General features: G+C 42.5%; 15 protein-coding genes and 1 pseudogene. 6 read left to right on the top strand and 10 right to left on the bottom strand.

The window, feature by feature from the left end:
- The first annotated feature begins 39 nt into the window (after positions 1–39).
- The gene (locus tag ACWYU8_RS06435) at positions 40–396 is read left to right on the top strand and encodes an NADH:ubiquinone oxidoreductase (RefSeq protein WP_457518155.1); all 357 of its coding nucleotides are present in this window, start codon (positions 40–42) and stop codon (positions 394–396) included.
- Between the two features lie 68 nt (positions 397–464).
- Here ACWYU8_RS06435 and ACWYU8_RS06430 read toward each other — a convergent pair whose 3' ends face one another.
- The 4 genes from ACWYU8_RS06430 to ACWYU8_RS06415 all read right to left on the bottom strand — a co-directional run bounded on the left by ACWYU8_RS06430 (position 465) and on the right by ACWYU8_RS06415 (position 6,021).
- Entirely contained in the window at positions 465–2,324 is a 1,860-nt protein-coding gene (locus ACWYU8_RS06430; protein ID WP_457518153.1) for a M48 family metallopeptidase, read from the bottom strand.
- Positions 2,324–2,914, bottom strand: a complete 591-nt coding sequence (locus ACWYU8_RS06425; protein WP_457518152.1) for a LemA family protein — start codon at positions 2,912–2,914, stop codon at positions 2,324–2,326. The genes ACWYU8_RS06430 and ACWYU8_RS06425 overlap by 1 nt, the downstream gene beginning before the upstream one ends.
- Positions 2,915–3,155: 241 nt before the next feature.
- On the bottom strand, positions 3,156–4,523 hold the full coding sequence (gene dcuC / locus ACWYU8_RS06420; protein WP_457518150.1) for an anaerobic C4-dicarboxylate transporter DcuC: 1,368 nt from the start codon (positions 4,521–4,523) through the stop codon (positions 3,156–3,158).
- 373 nt (positions 4,524–4,896) lie between these two features.
- A complete protein-coding gene (locus ACWYU8_RS06415; protein ID WP_457518148.1) occupies positions 4,897–6,021 on the bottom strand; it encodes an acyl-CoA desaturase in 1,125 nt (374 codons plus the stop codon).
- 271 nt (positions 6,022–6,292) lie between these two features.
- Here ACWYU8_RS06415 and ACWYU8_RS06410 point away from each other — a divergent pair, with 271 nt between their 5' ends.
- On the top strand, positions 6,293–6,841 hold the full coding sequence (locus tag ACWYU8_RS06410; protein ID WP_457518147.1) for an N-acetyltransferase family protein: 549 nt from the start codon (positions 6,293–6,295) through the stop codon (positions 6,839–6,841).
- A 130-nt stretch (positions 6,842–6,971) separates the two neighbouring features.
- On the opposite strand, the gene ylqF is transcribed toward ACWYU8_RS06410, so the two are convergent.
- Positions 6,972–7,916 (bottom strand): ribosome biogenesis GTPase YlqF, encoded by a 945-nt coding sequence (ylqF, locus tag ACWYU8_RS06405; protein ID WP_457518145.1) that lies wholly within the window; start codon positions 7,914–7,916, stop codon positions 6,972–6,974.
- A gap of 395 nt (positions 7,917–8,311) precedes the next feature.
- Between ylqF and ACWYU8_RS06400 the strand changes: the two are divergent.
- Positions 8,312–8,776, top strand: a pseudogene (locus tag ACWYU8_RS06400) (transposase); the annotation flags it as partial.
- Between the two features lie 137 nt (positions 8,777–8,913).
- On the opposite strand, the gene ACWYU8_RS06395 reads toward ACWYU8_RS06400, so the two are convergent.
- Positions 8,914–9,867, bottom strand: a complete 954-nt coding sequence (locus tag ACWYU8_RS06395) for a helix-turn-helix domain-containing protein (protein ID WP_457518143.1) — start codon at positions 9,865–9,867, stop codon at positions 8,914–8,916.
- Positions 9,868–9,987: 120 nt separating this feature from the next.
- On the opposite strand from ACWYU8_RS06395, the gene ACWYU8_RS06390 reads away from it, so the two are divergent.
- Complete coding sequence (locus tag ACWYU8_RS06390) at positions 9,988–11,214, top strand: FAD-dependent oxidoreductase (RefSeq protein ID WP_457518141.1); 1,227 nt, start codon at positions 9,988–9,990, stop codon at positions 11,212–11,214.
- 170 nt (positions 11,215–11,384) lie between these two features.
- Here the strand turns inward: ACWYU8_RS06390 and ACWYU8_RS06385 are convergent, their stop codons facing one another.
- From ACWYU8_RS06385 to ACWYU8_RS06375, 3 genes are all read right to left on the bottom strand, one after another.
- Positions 11,385–12,356: an NAD-dependent epimerase/dehydratase family protein gene (locus ACWYU8_RS06385; protein WP_457518139.1), complete on the bottom strand. Its 972-nt coding sequence runs from the start codon at positions 12,354–12,356 to the stop codon at positions 11,385–11,387.
- A 250-nt stretch (positions 12,357–12,606) separates the two neighbouring features.
- A complete protein-coding gene (locus ACWYU8_RS06380) occupies positions 12,607–13,263 on the bottom strand; it encodes a CoA transferase subunit B (RefSeq protein ID WP_457518138.1) in 657 nt (218 codons plus the stop codon).
- Between the two features lie 74 nt (positions 13,264–13,337).
- On the bottom strand, positions 13,338–14,039 hold the full coding sequence (locus ACWYU8_RS06375) for a CoA transferase subunit A (RefSeq protein WP_457518137.1): 702 nt from the start codon (positions 14,037–14,039) through the stop codon (positions 13,338–13,340).
- Between the two features lie 119 nt (positions 14,040–14,158).
- On the opposite strand from ACWYU8_RS06375, the gene ACWYU8_RS06370 reads away from it, so the two are divergent.
- Together ACWYU8_RS06370 and ACWYU8_RS06365 are read left to right on the top strand one after the other, a co-directional pair.
- Positions 14,159–15,040 carry a LysR family transcriptional regulator gene (locus ACWYU8_RS06370; protein WP_457518135.1) on the top strand — a complete coding sequence of 294 codons (882 nt, stop codon included), beginning with the start codon at positions 14,159–14,161 and terminating at the stop codon, positions 15,038–15,040.
- 321 nt (positions 15,041–15,361) lie between these two features.
- Positions 15,362–17,359 (top strand): arylsulfatase, encoded by a 1,998-nt coding sequence (locus tag ACWYU8_RS06365; protein ID WP_457518133.1) that lies wholly within the window; start codon positions 15,362–15,364, stop codon positions 17,357–17,359.
- 52 nt (positions 17,360–17,411) lie between these two features.
- On the opposite strand, the gene ACWYU8_RS06360 is transcribed toward ACWYU8_RS06365, so the two are convergent.
- A complete protein-coding gene (locus ACWYU8_RS06360; RefSeq protein WP_457518131.1) occupies positions 17,412–18,383 on the bottom strand; it encodes a LysR family transcriptional regulator in 972 nt (323 codons plus the stop codon).
- Between the last annotated feature and the right edge of the window lie 91 nt (positions 18,384–18,474).

Here is an 18,474-nt window from a genome sequence, read left to right as displayed (position 1 = left end):
ATGAAGGGATGCTTTTTTCGATTTATTGTGAGGTAACTTATGAAACTGTTCCTAGTGCTTATCGCTTCTGTTTCTGCAGGTGTGGCATCGGCAGAGCATTTCCATTCATTTATGTTGGGTCTATCAATCGCTTCTTTAGCGGTAGGTAGTTGCTACTTTTTCGCATTTCGTAGCTCTCGTTTTCCGCAACTTGCGTTGTTCCTGTTGATTTGTGGCATGTTGTCTAAATTGGCAATCACAGTTACAGGTGTTATGTGGGGAATGTCTGCGGAGCTTATAACTTCTCCAATTGTATTTACTCTGTCTTACTTGTTCTTCTCTTTGGCAGTGACTTATTTGTGGTTTAGTTATCGTCAAAGCATTACTCAAGTTCCTGAGCGCTTAAAAGCGGCATAGTTAAACCGAGAGATATGCAAACGCCAGCGATTTTATTGCTGGCGTTTTAGTTGATAAAAGTGAGATTGTCACACAACGGACACGGTCATTGGCGCTACTGGTACTTCAAGGAAGCACGCTATCACACGGTAAAGCTCTCCTTCTGCTACCGAAATTTCACCATCAGATTCGATCACGAGTCGACATGCTTTCACAAATATCGCTCTTTCTTTCGGTTTTAACTGTAGTAGCAGTTCTAACGCTGCTCGGCTCAAACGCCAGTCATTATTGGCTCGTTCTAACTCCTGTTCTGGAAAGCCCAGTGAAGTAAGGGCAGAGTTAAAGGCATTTTGCGCCCTTTCTGACTGATGGTGGCTTACCCATGCTAGTTCCCGGAGTAACCACAGCACACTTTGTTTGAGTTGCTTTAATGACTTCTGCTGTTTTATTTGTGTAAAAGAAACAAGCAATTGCTTCTCTACTAAGTTAATAACGCACCACTCTGCGAGAGAGTAGTGATCATCAGTTTGAGAAAATTCGCGTAGTACCTCACAAAGTCGATTTCTCTGTCCTTCGCTGAGGGATTTGAGTGCCGGTATTGCTAGTTCAAGCAGCGGAAAGCGGAGATGCAGCGGGAGGTCGTAATCCAGCCAGGGGATCGCAGAAGCTTGAGTAGAGGGAGGTAGGTGATTTTTTATCATCTCTCGTTGAATATTACTGCCATCGAAGATGATGAGGAGAGCAATGAAACGTGCGCTGTAGGGTTCTCTGGCAAGATCAACCAGTTCTGCAGGTAGTTGCTTGATCAATTGTTGACCGGTGCCACTCAATTGTGTCGGCATCGTGTCTGATTCATTGGTCGTTAAGCTTGCACTTTCAGCAAATCCGCTTACTTGCTCGCTGCCAAAAAACGAACGGCTATTTTCGGTTTGCTCGGCATAACTTCCATCCCAGTTTGGCTCAATACGGCGAATTCTTTCATCAAGAGGAGGGTGAGTGGCAAACCAACCAGAAAAGCCTGAGAGCTTGCTTTGCCCAAACATCATATGGCTCATATCGTCGCATGCCGCTGTATCCAGTGTGGAACCGTGGAAATGACGGCCTATTTTCTTGAGTGCACCAGCAATCCCCTGATCGTTGCGAGTAAATTGAACCGCACTCGCGTCGGCTAAGAACTCACGCTGACGTGAAATGGCGGCCTTTATCATGGATCCAAACAGAGTTCCCAACCATCCCAGCACTAAGCAGGCAATCGCTATCAGTAGAATGACGGCGTAACCTTTGCTGGAATCAGAGTTGCTACGAGTTAGCCCACGAGTCCTGTGACGTGAATTATTTAACACTAAATGACCAAAATGAGCGATACAGGTAATGCCGAATAAGGCGCCGATCAGTCGGGTGTTTAAGCGCATATCGCCATTCAGAATATGACTGAATTCATGGGCAATGACGCCTTGGAGCTCATCTCGACTAAAGCTTTCTAGTGCGCCTTGTGTCACGCCAATCACAGCGTCATCGATGCTCATTCCTGCAGCAAATGCGTTGATCCCACGTTCTTCCGTCATCACGTAGACCGGAGGAACAGGAATCCCTGACGCAATCGCCATTTCTTCAACAACATTGAGTAATTGCCTGTGTTTCGCGTCGAATGTATCCGGAGAAATCAGTTTACCGCCAATACTCTCGGCCACTCCGCGTCCGCCATTGGAGCTCAGTTCGGTAAGTCGAATCAATGAGCTAATTGAGACAATGACGACGACGCCAACAAAGCTCAACAAACTGTAGTTTATGATCTCTTGTGTATCAAATGGCTGACCCGTAACGCCAAAATAGATACCAATAGATACAATACTAACCAGACCAGTGATAGAGAAAACGGCTAACGCGAACAGTATCACCAAAAGTCCAGTTCGCTGACGCGCAGTATCTTGATGGTGAAAAAAATCCATTAGAATTCAACCTTCGGCGCTTCTTGGATGGCTTCACTGTCTGCAAATTCAAGCAATTTACCATCCTGGAATCCAAGCATGTTGGCAAAAATGACGGGCGGGAAGGTTTGCTTGTAAGTGTTGTAACTTGTTACTGAGTCATTAAAAGCCTGACGTGCAAATGCAACTTTGTTTTCGGTACTGGTTAGCTCTTCTTGAAGTTGATTGATTGTTTCATTGGCTTTGAGCTCTGGATAAGCTTCGACAACGACATTCAGTTTACCTAATGCATTTTGCAACATACCTTCAGCCTGGCCTAACAGGCTAATCGCTGTCTCGCTATCCGGTGCTTCGCTTGCCGCCTTCAGGCCCGATATCGCTTGGTTTCGGGCCTGAATTACTCTCTCAAATGTCTCTTTCTCATGCTCCATATAGCCTTTTGCTGTGTTGACTAAATTTGGAATCAGGTCGTATCGTCGTTTCAGTTGAACTTCGATTTGAGCAAAGCTGTTTTTGAAGCGATTTCGCAGAGTGACGAGCTTGTTGTAGATGCTGATCGCATACGCAGCGATTAGGAGAACAATAACAATAAATACAATCAGTGCAGTCATTATGAGTTCCATTTTTCGAATGAGTCAGATTTTTTATATAAATTGTTGAGATAGTAAGCAAACTCTAGCGCAGATACTGTCTTACATTCGCGAAATATATCACGTGTTGCGTATTGCCCTTGAGGTTTAAAAGAGCAGGGAGGCGTTAAAAAGAGGAGGAAGCGGACGATGAGACTAATAAAAAAGACCCAACATTTAGTTGGGTCTTTAATCAATGAAAACAGCGCGTTAGCCTAACACTTTATGCGCTCATCGGAACCAGAACCATTGTTCCCAGAATGACGGTTGCTAATCCAGCGAGAACAGGCACAGAAGTGCGTTTAACTACCTCGAATGGACTGATTTTTGCCATACCAGATGTGGCTACAATCACGCCAGAAACTGGAGAAATTGTACGCCCCAAGTTTGATGCTTGAAGCATTGGGATAATAAGGAATGCAGGGTTTAGCCCCATTTTTGCAGCCAGAGATGGAGCAAGCTCAACGAACGCATAGAACGGCGCATTACCAGAGCCAGTCGCGATGGCAGCAGCAACGGTTAAACCAGTTAAGATAAGCATTAGTGCGATACCGCCTGCGCCCGCTTGGTCAGCAAGGTGAAGCAGGTTGTCGATTGCGCCAATTGACATCAGACCTTGAGCAAATACCCCAGCGGCAACTAATAGCATCACCACGCCTTTGAACGCGTCAGCCATACCTTCGTAACACGCATCCAAATCTTCCAGAGACTTTTTGCCATCAAATCTGTTCACTACGTAGTGAATAACCGCACCTAGGAAAATAGAGCCAACCACGATGGTGTAAATATCGAGACTTAAACCAGGGATGGTACGACCGTTGAACAGGAATACACCGATGATTGGCAGAAATGGAAGAGCGGCATAAAACGCTGGTGCATCCGCTTTGATCGCTGAGACGTCAATTTTTTCCATTGGCGTATTTTCTTTCTTATCCAGATATTTGTTCCAGAAAAACGCCGCTACAGCCATAACGATGATGGCACAAATAGAAACAGGTAAAACCGTTTGAACGGCAAAGACATCAAGAGCGAGTCCTGATTTCTCGGCTGCGATTACCACATCTCCTGAGGTTGGAGAAAGTATGATTGCTGCTGGGGAAGCACACACTGCAACTGCCGCTGGGCGTGAAATACCCATCGCGACCATCATCGGAAATAGTGTCGCCATCAAAAGCACACCCAAACCCGTCGCTGAGCTTACGGCCAAAGACATTAAGCAGGCTACAATATAAGCGGCTACCAAGAGGATATAAGGAGACTTAATAACAGAAAGTGGTTTAGAGAACTGTTTTACCACTACGTTGTTCGCGCCGATATGTGTCATGTAAGACGCAAAACCGCACAACAACATAATCTGCATGCCAAGGCCGCCGCCACGGTACTGAAGCATATACTTAACGTATTCCAATGAGTCCGTCACCATATTGCCTGTTGAGGTGATGCTTGATGGCAGAACTTGGTGGCCTAAAACGCCAGTCATTAGAAGCAAGCCAATACCTGCGGTTAAAAGTACGCCGGCAGCTTTGTAGCCTTTAACAATAAAGTAGCCAACAGCAATGGTCACTACCAGGCCAATTAAGAGCTCTAACATAGAGGGAGGTCTCCAGATGATATGGAAAAAAGAAAAAAACTGTTTCAATTTATGAAAGCGAATTTACAGAATTCTTCTCTGTGGCACGAGTTGTAACTGGGACTTGCATGATCTAGAACAAATAATAATTTAATAAATAAAGACGTTAGAATATTTTGCTTAAATTTTACTCACTAGGAGATACGTGCTAAATGTGATCGTTAGTATGGTATAAAATAGTGTTGCGATTTTGGGTGTGACACCCTTGGCTGAGCACAAAACGCTTAAATTTACTTGCTTTGAAGTGGATTCGGTTCGAGAGGATTTTAATAAAAGAAAAGCTCCGAGATGTCGGAGCTAAAATTTGACCGGATTGCTATCGTTATTGCGAGCGTTAAGCGTATTGGCGAACCATCAGATTCCAGTTACGTTGTTGTTTTTCGAACTCCGCTTTAATCTGTTGATACTTCGCCTTGCAAACTGAATATTCGTACTTTTTGACCACGTCAGCCGTTTTTTGACTAATAAGGTCTTTTCGAGCTTCGTAATATTCCTGCATATGATGGACAAGAGAATCAAACTCTTGTTGAAGTTGATCAAGCATAGTTTGAGTGTTCGGTTTTGATTCGAGCTTTTCTTTTGTTTTTTTCAACAATTGTGTTGCGCGCGCTTTCTCAATTCTGAACGTTGAGGTGGTACGTAACTTTGATGTTAGCCCCAACCACGAGCATGATTTTATCAACCATTTGGTAGGGTCGTATTGCCACCAGTAAACACCGTTACGGTAATCGTTTTCGAATATGTGGTGGAAATTATGGTAACCCTCACCAAAAGTGAAAAAGGCTAAGATCCCGTTATCGCGCGCGGTATTTTTATCGGTGAAAGTCTGCTTGCCCCAAACATGGGCTAACGAGTTAATAAAGAAAGTTGTATGGTGACTCATAAACAGACGAACCGCACCAACGATCAACAACATTCCCCAAACATCCCCATAAATCAGGCCTAACGCCACCGGAAATCCAATATTAGTTACGAGCGCAAGAGGTACATAGTACTTGTGTTGCCACATTACGACATTGTCACGTTTCAAATCTCGACAGTTGGTATATTCGTTTTCTTTCGACTTGTTGTAATCCCGTAGCATCCAACCAATGTGGGAATACCAGAATCCGCGTTTAGCCGAGTAAGGATCTTTGTCATTATTATCGACATGTTTGTGGTGCACTCGGTGATCAGAAGACCAGTGTAATGCGCTATTTTGCAGAGAAAATGCGCCACCGAGAGCGAATATATAACGGAGGAACGAATGAGCTTCGTACGTTTTATGGCTCCAGAGGCGATGGTAGCCTGCCGTAATGGATAAGTTGGTAAAACTGTACGCAATGATACCCCAGATCAAGTGCTCCCAACCCAATCCGAAATGGTAGGCGTACCAAGGTGTTACAATAAATGTAAGTAAAAGGCTGGAAGAAAAAATCAATGTATTCAACCAGATAATAGGTGGTTTGTTTTGATTCACAACATATTCCTAACTTTGAGCTAACAGCTGTGCGCTAGAGTATCAGCGAACACGTGTAAGTCAAATTAAAGTTAGATAAATGTGATGATTCTTGATAGAAATCGCTCAGAATATGGCTGGCATATTTTGCTTTTAATTAAATAATGAGTAGTATTAAAAAATAGGCTTTGGCATTAGCCATGGAAAAACCACCAATAAATAAGGCTATTATCGGTAGAAAATTCCAAGGATATGCCAAGACACAAAAGATGTAATTAAATAGGAATACGTAATGGATTTACGATCAGCGGAATATAAGGACTTTGAGCGCATCGCACATTTGCATGCAGAGAGTTGGAAACGCCATTATCGAGGCATTCTAAGTAACAGATATCTGGATAAAGAAGTGCTCGATGATAAGTTATTGATTTGGCAGACTCGTCTGACTAACCCGCCTTTTAACCAACACATCGTACTGGCAGAAGACGGGGGTCTTTTGCTCGGATTCGTTTGTATGTTCGGGAACCACGACTTTGAGCGCGGTACTTTCATTGACGCAGTGCATGTTGACGAGGGTTACCGCGGGCGCGGTATTGGTAAGCAGTTGTTACTGGCAGTAGCAGAGTGGCAGCAGCAGTACTTCAAAGACAGTGGCTTGTATCTGGAAGTGGTTTCGAAAAACACGTCAGCAACTGAATTTTATCGTCATATCGGTGGTCAGGAGTGCCAGGAACGTATCTGGCAAGCGCCAGGTGGTACGGAAGTAATGGAAAAAGTGTTCCGCTGGTCTAATGCCCAATCGTTGGTGAATGGTATCGAATCACACATCGTTTATTCTTAGGCTCTTGTGTTTAATCCAATGAAGGTATTGAAAGAGCAGCGATGAGCTGCTCTTTATGATGGTTCGGCAAAGAATGTTTTAATCACAGAAGTAAGTGATGTGAAATAACGCGAAAATGCTCGAGAACAGGTTAACGCTTGTTACGCAAGTAACGCTTGCGACGTTCTTCCTTACGTTTTGCTTTTTCTTCTTCTTTACGTGCGGTTTCGATCTCCACTTCGACTAGCTCTTGAGTAATCATTTCAGGACGCTCTAATGTGATCTGTCCTAATGTTCCCTGACGTAGTTCGTGAAGCAGGATCTCTGACACTTTATGCAAGTCGACACGTCCGCCTGCACGCAATGCACCTCGACGTCGACCAATTTCTTCCATAATCTCAATATCGGATTCCGGCAGTTCTTCGATCTGGTAACGCTTTTTAAGATTTTCTGGGTATTGCTCTGCTAAGTATTCAATCGTGTAAAATGCCACTTCATCATATTCCATCGCCGTATCTTTCACAGCGCCTGTTGCCGCGAGACGAAAACCGCTGTGCGGGTTCTCTACTTTTGGCCACAGAATTCCCGGTGTATCAGATAACACAATGCCGTTTTGCAGATTAATACGTTGCTGACGTCGAGTGACCGCAGGTTGGTTTCCAGTAATGGCAATAGTGCGACCCGCAAGCGTATTGATAATGGTTGATTTACCTACGTTGGGAATACCCATGATCATAGTACGAATGTTTTTACCAATCTCTTCGCGATGAGGAGCAAGCTTACGGCAAAGTTCCATGATTTTATGAACTTCCTGAGGCTCAGAAGTCGTGATTGCCATGGCTTTAACATTTTGCTCTTTCTCAAGATGGTCAATCCATAGTTGAGTGAGCTCAGGATCAGCCAAATCGCGCTTGTTCAATACTTTAACAACGGGTTTGTCGCCACGAATTTGAGAAATCAAAGGGTTTTCGCTACTAAAAGGAATACGAGCATCCAGTACTTCAATGATCACATCCACTTGCGGGATGGCTTCTTCGATCTCTTTACGTGCTTTGTGCATGTGGCCAGGAAACCACTGGATTGAATTATTAACCATTTGAAATGTTTACCTTTTAATTTTCTGGTTAAGCTGGTGGGGGTATCAGGTGGGGTACCAAGTAATAAAATTATATTTTGGGGATACCAGAGGAACTGTCTAAGTCACCCATAGCCGCCTCAGCATTTAATGTGATGATGATAACATTTACTAGTGTATGCGAATAGTAGTAGCGAGTGTGATACAAGGTAATCGGTCATGAATCAAATTCGTTGAAGCATGCTATTATTTCGTTTTTCTCGTAATTAACTATGGCAACTATTCAAGTAAAGATGCCCATCATTCGAGCGTGATCGCAAAGCGGTAACTGAATTATTTTTCAAAGCAGTAGGCTCGCTAGAGTGTTGAATAGATAAAACCAACCAGACGGAATTTATATGTGTCTGGCATTCAGTATTAGCGAAGAGATAGATGGAATGGCTCAAAGCGTAACCATGTTGATTCAGCAGAGTCCAAGGTATGACGCTATTCGAAATATTCCTGGCTTTGGTCCGATTCTGACAGCAGCATTGATTAGTGAAATAGGCACTGGCAACCAATTCCAAAATGGAAGGCAGTTCACTGAATGGTGTGGTTTGGTTCCTAAACAAAATAGTACAGGTGGTAAAAATAGCCTCGGATCTTTATCGAAAAATGGCAACCGCGAATTAAGGGCATTACTTATTCATGGTGCTCGAGCAGTGGTTCGATGTAGTGCTAATACAACTGATGCTTTGGGGGTATGGTTGAGAAGACTAATTGCACGCAGAGGCAAAGCAAAAGCTATTATCGCGCCTGCAAACAAACTCGGTCGGGTAGCATGGCACATCTTGTCGAAAAGTAATGAATACGATATCGATCAGGCTTTTAAACCTGTTTGAATACACACTACATTTTCATGTCATTAGCATGACGGCTGAGAAGGATCACTCAAGAAGACAAAGCAGATCAAGTGCGATAACTCACACTTGATTTTTAAACGGTTGACGAACGGTTTCGTGCGCTCTTGCTTATTTTATTACTCAACCTGAAGATTGGACCTAAATTTTTTCGGTGACATGCCCACATACTTAATAAAATTTTGTCTAAACACACGATCAGACATGAAACCCGTTTGTAAAGCAACGGCAAGAATTGATAGCTCTCCTTTTTTTAGCAATAATTTAGCGACTTCTATTCGTGTTTGTTGTAGATAATCAATAGGTGTACACCCCACTTCTTGCACAAAAGAATCACAAAAACTACTGCGAGACATTCCAGCTAATTTGGATAAAGATGTCAGAGTCCATGACTTATGAGCTTGAGTGTGTATTGCTTGTATAACTTTACTGATTTTAGGGTGAGATAGGGCTCTCAAGGTTCCAAGAGAAAAGTCTTGTTTGTTAATAATATAACTTCGTAGGGCCCCTATGACCGCCAGCTCAGAAATTTTTGTTGCAATAGCAAAGTAACCCACTGAATTATCGTTAATTAAAAACTCTATCGCAGGCTGTAATATTTCAAACAAATTGTTATTTTCACGCTTAAGATGAATTATTGACGGGAAGTCTGTTGAGCTCAAAAATTTATAATCACTTTCCAATGTAAATGCAATTCCAAGTAAGATCGTTGGTGGTTGTAGTTCAGCCTTACCAACCGTTACCTGCATAACAAACGGATATTGTTGCTCTATATCGAAGGGTTGATCGGAAATGTTTTGCCAATTTAGTTGTGCTAACGGAGTAAAATGTTTGGCTCCAGCTGTACCAACCATACTTTCTTGACCAAATGGAGCTAATAAAGAGTCACCAGGCTCTAAAGTGAAACTGTTATTGGAAAAGGTCACCCGAAGCTTACTTCCACTGATTAAGGTAAAAAAATACCCCGGCACAAACTCTTCTATCGAAACGCCAGATTCAGGATAAATCGTCCATTTTGAAATACTCGTAGAACGTACTCGCAACCGATTCAGCAATTCGCTCAATATTTCCATTCTGACTCACAACTCCTTAACACTTAGGACTATTCATCCTAATTAATGGACAAATAACACGTTATCGTCCGGCTAATTAGCTTAGTATAAATTAACAATTAGTTAACGCAAGGATGAGTTATGAGCTGGAGAAAAGGAAAAAGAGTCGCGATTGTTGGTGCAGGACCAGGTGGAGTATCCGCTGCCATCGCTCTTTTAAAAAAAGGATTTGATGTCAAATTATTTGAGCGTCAACCTCAACCCAAAGCATTGGGGGGAGCGGTTCTTCTCAGTGTGCCAGTATTAGCAATACTAAGAGAATACGGGATTGATATAGATAATTTTGGCACTCATACATCAGTATCATTTAAAAATAATAAAGGAAGAACCAGAGCACAACTCCCTTTTAATCCTAATATCGAACGATTATTTGGAATTAAAGGCTGGCACTATGGTGTTTTACGCTCTAGCGCATTTGCCAAAATGCTAGCTTTATTGCCTGAAGATACCATTGTTTCTAATCACTCTTTTTCTCACTACAATGAGCTGGAAAATAGTGTTGAGCTGCACTTCAAAGATCAGCCACCTATCGAAGCAGATATATTAATCGGTGCTGATGGGATTAATTCGGCAGTGGCAAAACAAGCCTTTGGTGAGCAAGGTTTATTCCATATAGGTTTAAGGATTTGGTTGGCATGGTGTGATCCTATTGAAGGTCTGGAACCTAACAGTGGGGTGATTGCACATTCAGATAAATATCAAGCCAGCTACTTTCCAATGTTACATGATGGTAAACCTGGTTATGAATGGTGGATCGTTGAACCAAGCAAAGAGCATGCAGAGATTCCGACTAACGTGCAGGAGCATGTACAAACAATTTTAAATAAATTTGATGATCCTTTACCACGCTTCCCCAACGCTACGGATTTTGATTCGCAGATCTTTTGTTGGGATGTCTATAATCGCCCATCATTGAAGCATTGGAGCCGTAATAGAATAATTTGTTTGGGCGATTCAGTACATCCAGTCTCGCCTTATGCGGCTTATGGCATGGGAATGGCTATCGAAGATGGATATTTTATTGCAGAGCATTTGGCCGATTGTGATTTAACCTCACAATCCTCAGTCAAACAAAGTTTCCGGAGATTTGAAGAGTTACGAGTAGATTATGTAAATCACCAGGTAGAGTTCGCTCGTAAGCTCGGAAATATTTTTCACCAACAACCTACCGCAGTTGCTAAAGTCCGTGATTTTATTTTTGACCATACAAAGTTACTTAATACAATGATAAGAAAAGACTATTTAGAAATGCAAGAAACGATGTGTCTGTCAATGGAGAAGCTACACATTCATTCCGATGCCAATTAGCTTTCTGCGTTGAACAAATAGTTACTTTTCTCAACGCAAAAACGCGAGCCTTTGGGCTTAGTTCTTGTAAGAAAAGTATTTGCTAACATTTTAGCGGAAGCCTTGTCACATAGCTACAAGGCCTCTTTTTACTGCTATAGCTTAGGGGAATGGTCAGTACATATTCGAATTTAATTAGAATATGATATCGATTGTTTAACTAAGGTATTTAAATCCTTATCAGGTTTGAAATTTGCCTCATCGGCGGCGTTAGTCACTAGTGGTGGGAAGTTGCCAAATAATTGTTCTATTCTAGAGTCTGGTTGATAATTAACGAGATTGATAGCATCTTGCTCATACACTTCGCCTATCGCATCGACTAATTCAGACATGCTAAAACAACAGGTTGGTAAGGTAAAAGTTGTAACACCATTCAAACTTTCTTGTGACAATGTAGCACTGTGGATTAGGTTGTATATAACATTAGGAAGAGACGAAGCCCAGGTTCTGGAGCCTGGAGACATTGGGCATACAAACATTTTACCTTGTGATAAGTAAGTTATCATATCGCTGAGAAATGCAGATAACTGGCCTGATTTCTGAGGTGGTCGGGCTAATACACCCGGTAGTCTTAAGCTTTGCCCATCTATCCAGCCTCTGCGATTGTAATCACTCACCATCATTTCGCCGATGACTTTATGCACTCCGTAACTCATTTGTGGTTGTAAAGGCGTATCATCGGTTACCAATTCTGGCATTTTCCCGAACACAGCAATACTACTGGCAAAGATAGACTTTGCGCGTCTCTGTGCAGTTTCCATTTGGTTTCGACAAATATTCAGCAGTTGGATAGTCGCTTCTATATTGACTTGCTGAGCTAACTCCGGATGAGTCTCCGTCATACCACCAGGAATACTTGCTAAATGATACAGAACGTCAATAGGGCGTGTAGATAAGGTATAATGTAGCCACTGTTTATCCGATAGATCGCCAGTAGACATTTCTATCGTTGGGGTGTGAGTTGGTAAATCGTTCAGATTAAAGCAGCGATCGACTAAGGTTAAATGAGTTATTCGGGCTGAACCGATGAATGGATGGGTGCATAGTTTACGAACTAGTCCTTGTCCAACAAAGCCATTAGCGCCGGTAATGACGATATTCATTTTGCTTCCATTAACTATGACAAATGTAAAAATGCGCCGCTTAGTGATTAAGGGGCGCTGTGTACGAGATGATAGTGTTGCCTATCTTCAAGCTGTAAATAAGACCACCGTAAATTCAGAGTGTAGCTTGTAATTTAGATAATGATTTACGTCAGTAAGAGAACCTGCGGATGTGCAGAGCGATCAAGTGAAGCCCGATTTGAGATAATAAAGTACGATGGATTTCAATTTTTGACCTCTACGCGTTCATTTAAAAAACCATCTCTGGGACGTGACTTGGCACGACGAGTTTGCCTCGTGTTTTAGCTTTTATTTCTTCTACCGTCACGCCGGGTGCTCGTTCTTTCAGGATAAAAGCACCATTCTCTATTTCTAAGTATGCGAGATCGGTAAGCACTTTTTTGATACAGCCTGCGCCAGTCAAAGGCAGGCTACAGTGATCAAGTAATTTGGAATCACCACTTTTTGAAGCGTGTGTCATAGTGACAATGATATTACTTGCTCCGGCAACGAGGTCCATAGCGCCGCCCATGCCTTTCACCAACTTTCCTGGAATCATCCAAGAAGCGATATTACCGTTGACGTCGACTTCGAAAGCGCCAAGTACAGTTAAATCAACATGACCACCTCGGATCATCGCAAACGATTCGGCAGAACTAAAGATAGAAGCGCCCGGTAATGCGGTAACTGTCTGCTTACCTGCGTTAATCATATCGGCATCAATGGTTTCTTCTGTCGGGTATGAGCCCATGCCTAGCAGCCCATTTTCAGATTGCAGCATGACACTTAAGCCGTTAGGAACGTAATTAGCGACTAAGCTGGGGATACCTATACCTAAGTTTACATAAAAGCCATCTTGTAATTCTTGAGCGACCCTTTTGGCCATCTGTTCTCTGGTTAAAGCCATCTTTGACTCCATTAATATGATTGTCTGAATAAAGGAAGGAATAGTTCTGCACAGCTGTAAGGTATCGGTGAGATTCAGCTTTGAGAAAGCGTACGTTGTTCAATACGTTTTTCAAATTGACTGCAAATTAGGCGGTCGACATAAATGCCGGGAGTATGTATCTGGCTTGGGTCTAGCTCACCAACAGCAACAATTTCTTCGACTTCAACTACCGTTATCTGTCCTGCCGCTGCTGCTAGCGGGTTAAAATTTTGTGCCGTGTGGCGGTAAACGACATTACCGAAAGGATCTGCTTTCCAGCCTTTGACGATGGCAAAATCACCACGAATAGCATGTTCTAGAATGTAATGTTTATCTCCAAACTGACGACACTCTTTACCTTCAGCAATAGCTGTTCCGTACCCGGTTGCAGTATAAAAAGCGGGGATTCCTGCACCGCCAGCTCTCATTTTTTCGGCTAAGGTTCCTTGCGGTGTCAGTTCTACTTCCAGTTCACCAGACAGCAGTTGCTGTTCAAATAAACGATTTTCACCGACATACGAGGCAATCATTTTCTTGATCTGTTTTTGTTGCAGCAATAGTCCAAGGCCAAAATCATCCACACCACAGTTGTTTGAGACGACGGTGAGTTCACGATTACCCCGGCGCTGAATCTCTGCAATTAAGTTTTCAGGAATACCACATAGGCCAAAGCCGCCGGCCAATATTGTCATTCCGTCTTCTAAGCCTGCTAATGCTTCCTGGTATGTTGAAACGCGTTTATCAAATCCTGCCATAGTTCGCTCTTTCTGATTTTCAGTGTTGGTGTTTTGTTAATGTAATGTGAATTTATATATTTTATAAATTGGATTTTATGTATGATTGATGAGGTTTTTTAATTAATGGTGAGAAAGCAATGACGATAAAGCAGTTGAGAGCGTTTCTGGCTGTGGCGGAAACACTAAGCTTTGCTCAGGCTTGTGAGCAGTGTCACCTGACGCAGTCTGCCTTGAGTCTGACAATCAAAACGTTAGAAACGTCAATGGGAGGAAGGCTTTTCAGTCGGACAACGCGACATGTCCGGCTGACACCTGAAGGAGAGGCTTTATTGCCAATGGCGAAACGCCTGCTGGCAGAGTGGGAAAATGTAGAAGAAGAGCTGCATCAGCGTTTTTCCATGAGGAAAGGAAAGGTGACCTTAGCTGTAATGCCTACGTTTGCCGCGAACTTATTACCGTCGATGCTACTTAACTTTCATCGAAGTTACCCGAACATAAACATTCGTATTCATGACGTTATCAATGAGCAAGTCGTGACCATGGTAGAAAACGATACTGTTGAAATTGGTATAGCGTTCGAGCCTCATAACCATGAGCGGTTAAATTTTACTCCTTTATTTGTCGATCACTTTATTGCAATAGTGCCACCCGAATCAGAGTTAGCTCAACTGCCTGATGTGTGTTGTGCACAGCTACTTGATTATTCATTTGTCAGTTTACAAAGACCTTCTTCATTCAGAGCGATGATCGAACAGGCATTAGAACCAATTGGTATTAGTTTGAATGTCAGAGTGGAAAGTCAGCAATTATCGACCATAGGAAAGTTGGTAAGCTGTGGGGTAGGGGTGAGTATTGTTCCTAACCTATGTCGTCAGCAAATGCTTGATATTGGGGCAGTTTGCAGGCCGCTGTGTGAACCCGTGATTTCGAGCCCAGTAGGGATCATTACCAAAAAAGATCATGAGCTATCTGCGGCTGCACAAAGCTTGTTTAATGTGTTGGCTTGTACCACTGAATAACCATCTGAATTCTTTTCTGAAGCAAGCTTTATTTTTTGTACATAATGTTAACATTTTCTTGCGGTGGACAAGAAAATGTCTGTGACCCGGTCGTCATTTTCTATCCCTCTATTTACTATGGAAATTAGGGTTTTCTGTAATTGCAATATTTTTAAGTCATTGATATTTAAAGTTGTTTTTTCATCGTTCGATTTTATGGATGCATCGGTTCACTTTTATCCAATTTACGCATATAAATATTGTTGTTATTTATTTGTTAATCGCAGGTTAATCTATTGACGGCGTGGTGGTGAATCTATAATCAAAGGACGAGGTTGACGGATGGACAACAATAACAAACAGCAAAGAGTGAGAAGAGGGCGATGTCAGTTGATGACTGCACCATCAGCAGCACGTTCCCCTTCTGCGTTAGGAGAGAGTTTCAATATTACCGCTAAAGTACCAGCGAAGAAGTTTGGTGTCGTTAAGTCGGGCGTTATGACGCTTCCCGTGCGAATTAAACAAACTCACTTATCGGCAGTGTTAGCAACACTGTGTTTAAGTAACGGCGTGCTTGCTGACACAGCCCAGAATCAAACGGTAACCTCTTACAGTAAATCACCAAACGTACTCGTGATCCTTGCAGACGATCTTGGTTACTCAGATATTGGCGCATTTGGTAGTGAAATTAATACGCCGAATATAGATAGTCTCGTCAGCCAAGGGCGTATCCTGACCAATTTTCATACCGCTGCCGTGAGCTCGCCGACGAGAGCTAGTTTGCTGACAGGTCTTGATCATCACCTTGCCGGCATTGGCAACATGGCTGAAGTCGTAGGGTTAAACATCACCATGAATAATCCGGTTAGCGCTCCCTGGGGGCCTTCTAACCACTATGATTTTGATAGTATTCCAAAGGGCTATAAAGGGCACCTGAGTGAGAATGCTGTCACTATGCCACGCCTTTTAGCGGACAATGGCTACCATACTTACATGGTGGGTAAGTGGCATCTGGGCTATGACGTTCAAGCCCCTGATAAAAAAAATAAACTTTGGTTCCGTATCAATCCCGAGCAGCTTCCTTTTAAAAGGGGATTCCAAAAGACGTTTACCTTAGTTGATGGTGGCGGTTCGCATTTTGCGCCTCCTGAGGGAAAGCCACCGACACCGTTTGATATGTCGTGGTACACAGAAAACGGTAAGCTCTTTCCAGCCAAAGGGCTACCTAAGGATTTCTACTCTACAGATTATTATACTAATAAGCTGATTGAGTACATTGACGCTGGTAAAGACGACGGAAAACCGTTTTTTGCTTACGCCGCTTACACCGCGCCACATTGGCCACTGCATGCGCCTGAACAAGACATCGCTGCTCAAAAGGGTAAATACGATGCAGGCTATGAAGCTATCCGTCAGCAACGCATTGAGCGCATGAAAAAGATCGGTATTATTCCGAAAGATATGCCTATCGCTGAAGGAATTAAGAGTGTTGCACAGGGAGGAGTCGGACCGAAACTCTGGAGTGAACTCAGTCCGGATGAACGTGCGTTAGAGGCGCGTAAGATGGAAGTGTATGCCGCAATGGTAAGCAACCTGGACAGCAATATCGGGCGGCTAATCGAACATCTGAAATCGATAGGCGAATACGAAAATACCATGATTGTATTTATGTCTGATAATGGCGCAGAAGGTGATCCTGCATATGCACCGAAAATTCCGGGTACACAGATGGATAACTCGATCGACAATATTGGTCGTCCGGGATCTGGCGTAACGTATGGTCTGCGATGGGCCGAGGTGAGTGCCGCGCCATTCCGTTTATTCAAAGGCTATACTGGAGCGGAAGGGGCAACTTCGTCACCGCTTGTTATTAAGATGAATAAGCAAACTGAACAGTACCCGAACACTAACGCCCGGATTCAAGTCACGGATATTATGCCGACTATTCTTGCCGCCGCCCGGGTTGGTCTGCCAGGCAATACTTATCAGGGAAGAACCATTCATGCGATCGAAGGGGTTTCTTTCTTAGATAAACTTCAGTCTCCCAACCGTTTTGATTCCATCCATGCTCAGGATAAAGCATTGGCTGATGAACTGATGGGCAATAGTTATGTTATTAAAGGTGACTGGAAGCTGAGCATGCAAGCGGGTTGGACTCGAAAACCCGAACTACGGGAAGATGTACCGCTTCGTTTGTTTAACTTAACGCAGGATAGAGGGGAAACAAATGATCTATCCGCTAAACATCCGAAAATTACGGCAGAACTGAAAGAAGAATTTCATAACTACGTAGAGCGAGTAAAAGTCGTTCAGCAAAATTTCTCGTATGGTGGCAGATAAATAAAAAAGCTGGCATTGATAATATCAGTGCCAGCTTTTATTTAATTAAAATTTATTTTAAATATTCTATTTCTTTATCCATTTCTTTTACTGAATCAAGAAGAGACTTTCTTAGCCATAATAAGCCGGGGTCTTTATCTTTATATTCGTGCCATTGAATGCATTGTTTCATCTTTGGAATATCAAAGGGAAGTTTGTGTATTTTTATAGGCAAAATTGTGGCTAGTTTTTTTGCTAATCGAGCATGTACAGTTGCTATGTTTTCTGATCCTACAACCAAAGATGGCATCGAAGTAAAACTATAAGTTGTTGCGACAATATTTAATTTTAAACCGTATTTACTTTCAATAACGCGCTCTAAGTAATCGTTATTGTTTAACTTATTTAATCCAATTCTGTCACTAAATACTTTTTTGTCTACTGTTGGTCGCATCGCGATATGACCGGCATTGATATATTTTTCTTTTGTCATTTCCCCTATTGAAATATTGCTGTGTTTCCAGCTTATGCAAACATATTCTTCTTCAAACAGGACTTCACTTGGATGTTGGTCAGAAACGAATATTTCAGGAATAATTAATAAATCGGCTTCACCTTTTTCTAAGCTCTCATTTGGTGAGGAATTTTGCGCTAAAAACTGAAAGTACGCTTTACTGGATTGTTTGGCGGTTAGTTCCATCAGGTGTGGTACTAAGATGGTTTGGGTATAATCAGAACACAAAATACTGAACAGCCGATTGGTGTCTTTAGGGTCAAAGATTGGGTTGATTAATATGCTTGTTTCTATATTAATCAATGCATTACGCACATTGATTTTAAGGTCTTCGCCCAGAGGTGTGACCACCATCTTCCGCCCTATTTGCGTAAGTAAATCATCATTAAAATATTCCCTTAATCGTGCTAATGAACTGCTTACTGCAGAAGGGCTCATATTGAGTTTTTCCGCACTTTTTGTAATGCTTTTCTCGTTCAAAAGCGTGTCAAGCGCTACTAATAAATTTAAATCAAACTTGTTAAATCTCATTGTCTCACCGTTATGCAATAGGGGTAAGTTATTGCTTTCTATTTTTATAAATTATCTTTTTACTCTATCAAAGAGTGATGTTGTTTACTGT

It is taken from the genome of Vibrio limimangrovi (genome assembly GCF_054064025.1).
This window is presented reverse-complemented; position numbering and strand designations above follow the sequence as displayed.

What these genes read in the sequence shown, in the direction of transcription:
- ACWYU8_RS06385 (WP_457518139.1), bottom strand. Translation starts at nt 12,356, where the DNA reads ATGAATATCGTCATTACCGGCGCTAATGGCTTTGTTGGACAAGGACTA.
- ACWYU8_RS06410 (WP_457518147.1), top strand. Translation starts at nt 6,293, where the DNA reads ATGGATTTACGATCAGCGGAATATAAGGACTTTGAGCGCATCGCACAT.
- ACWYU8_RS06380 (WP_457518138.1), bottom strand. Translation starts at nt 13,263, where the DNA reads ATGGCTTTAACCAGAGAACAGATGGCCAAAAGGGTCGCTCAAGAATTA.
- ACWYU8_RS06435 (WP_457518155.1), top strand. Translation starts at nt 40, where the DNA reads ATGAAACTGTTCCTAGTGCTTATCGCTTCTGTTTCTGCAGGTGTGGCA.
- dcuC (WP_457518150.1), bottom strand. Translation starts at nt 4,523, where the DNA reads ATGTTAGAGCTCTTAATTGGCCTGGTAGTGACCATTGCTGTTGGCTAC.
- ACWYU8_RS06390 (WP_457518141.1), top strand. Translation starts at nt 9,988, where the DNA reads ATGAGCTGGAGAAAAGGAAAAAGAGTCGCGATTGTTGGTGCAGGACCA.
- ACWYU8_RS06360 (WP_457518131.1), bottom strand. Translation starts at nt 18,383, where the DNA reads ATGAGATTTAACAAGTTTGATTTAAATTTATTAGTAGCGCTTGACACG.
- ACWYU8_RS06365 (WP_457518133.1), top strand. Translation starts at nt 15,362, where the DNA reads ATGGACAACAATAACAAACAGCAAAGAGTGAGAAGAGGGCGATGTCAG.
- ACWYU8_RS06395 (WP_457518143.1), bottom strand. Translation starts at nt 9,867, where the DNA reads ATGGAAATATTGAGCGAATTGCTGAATCGGTTGCGAGTACGTTCTACG.
- ACWYU8_RS06430 (WP_457518153.1), bottom strand. Translation starts at nt 2,324, where the DNA reads ATGGATTTTTTTCACCATCAAGATACTGCGCGTCAGCGAACTGGACTT.
- ACWYU8_RS06375 (WP_457518137.1), bottom strand. Translation starts at nt 14,039, where the DNA reads ATGGCAGGATTTGATAAACGCGTTTCAACATACCAGGAAGCATTAGCA.
- ACWYU8_RS06370 (WP_457518135.1), top strand. Translation starts at nt 14,159, where the DNA reads ATGACGATAAAGCAGTTGAGAGCGTTTCTGGCTGTGGCGGAAACACTA.
- ylqF (WP_457518145.1), bottom strand. Translation starts at nt 7,916, where the DNA reads ATGGTTAATAATTCAATCCAGTGGTTTCCTGGCCACATGCACAAAGCA.
- ACWYU8_RS06425 (WP_457518152.1), bottom strand. Translation starts at nt 2,914, where the DNA reads ATGACTGCACTGATTGTATTTATTGTTATTGTTCTCCTAATCGCTGCG.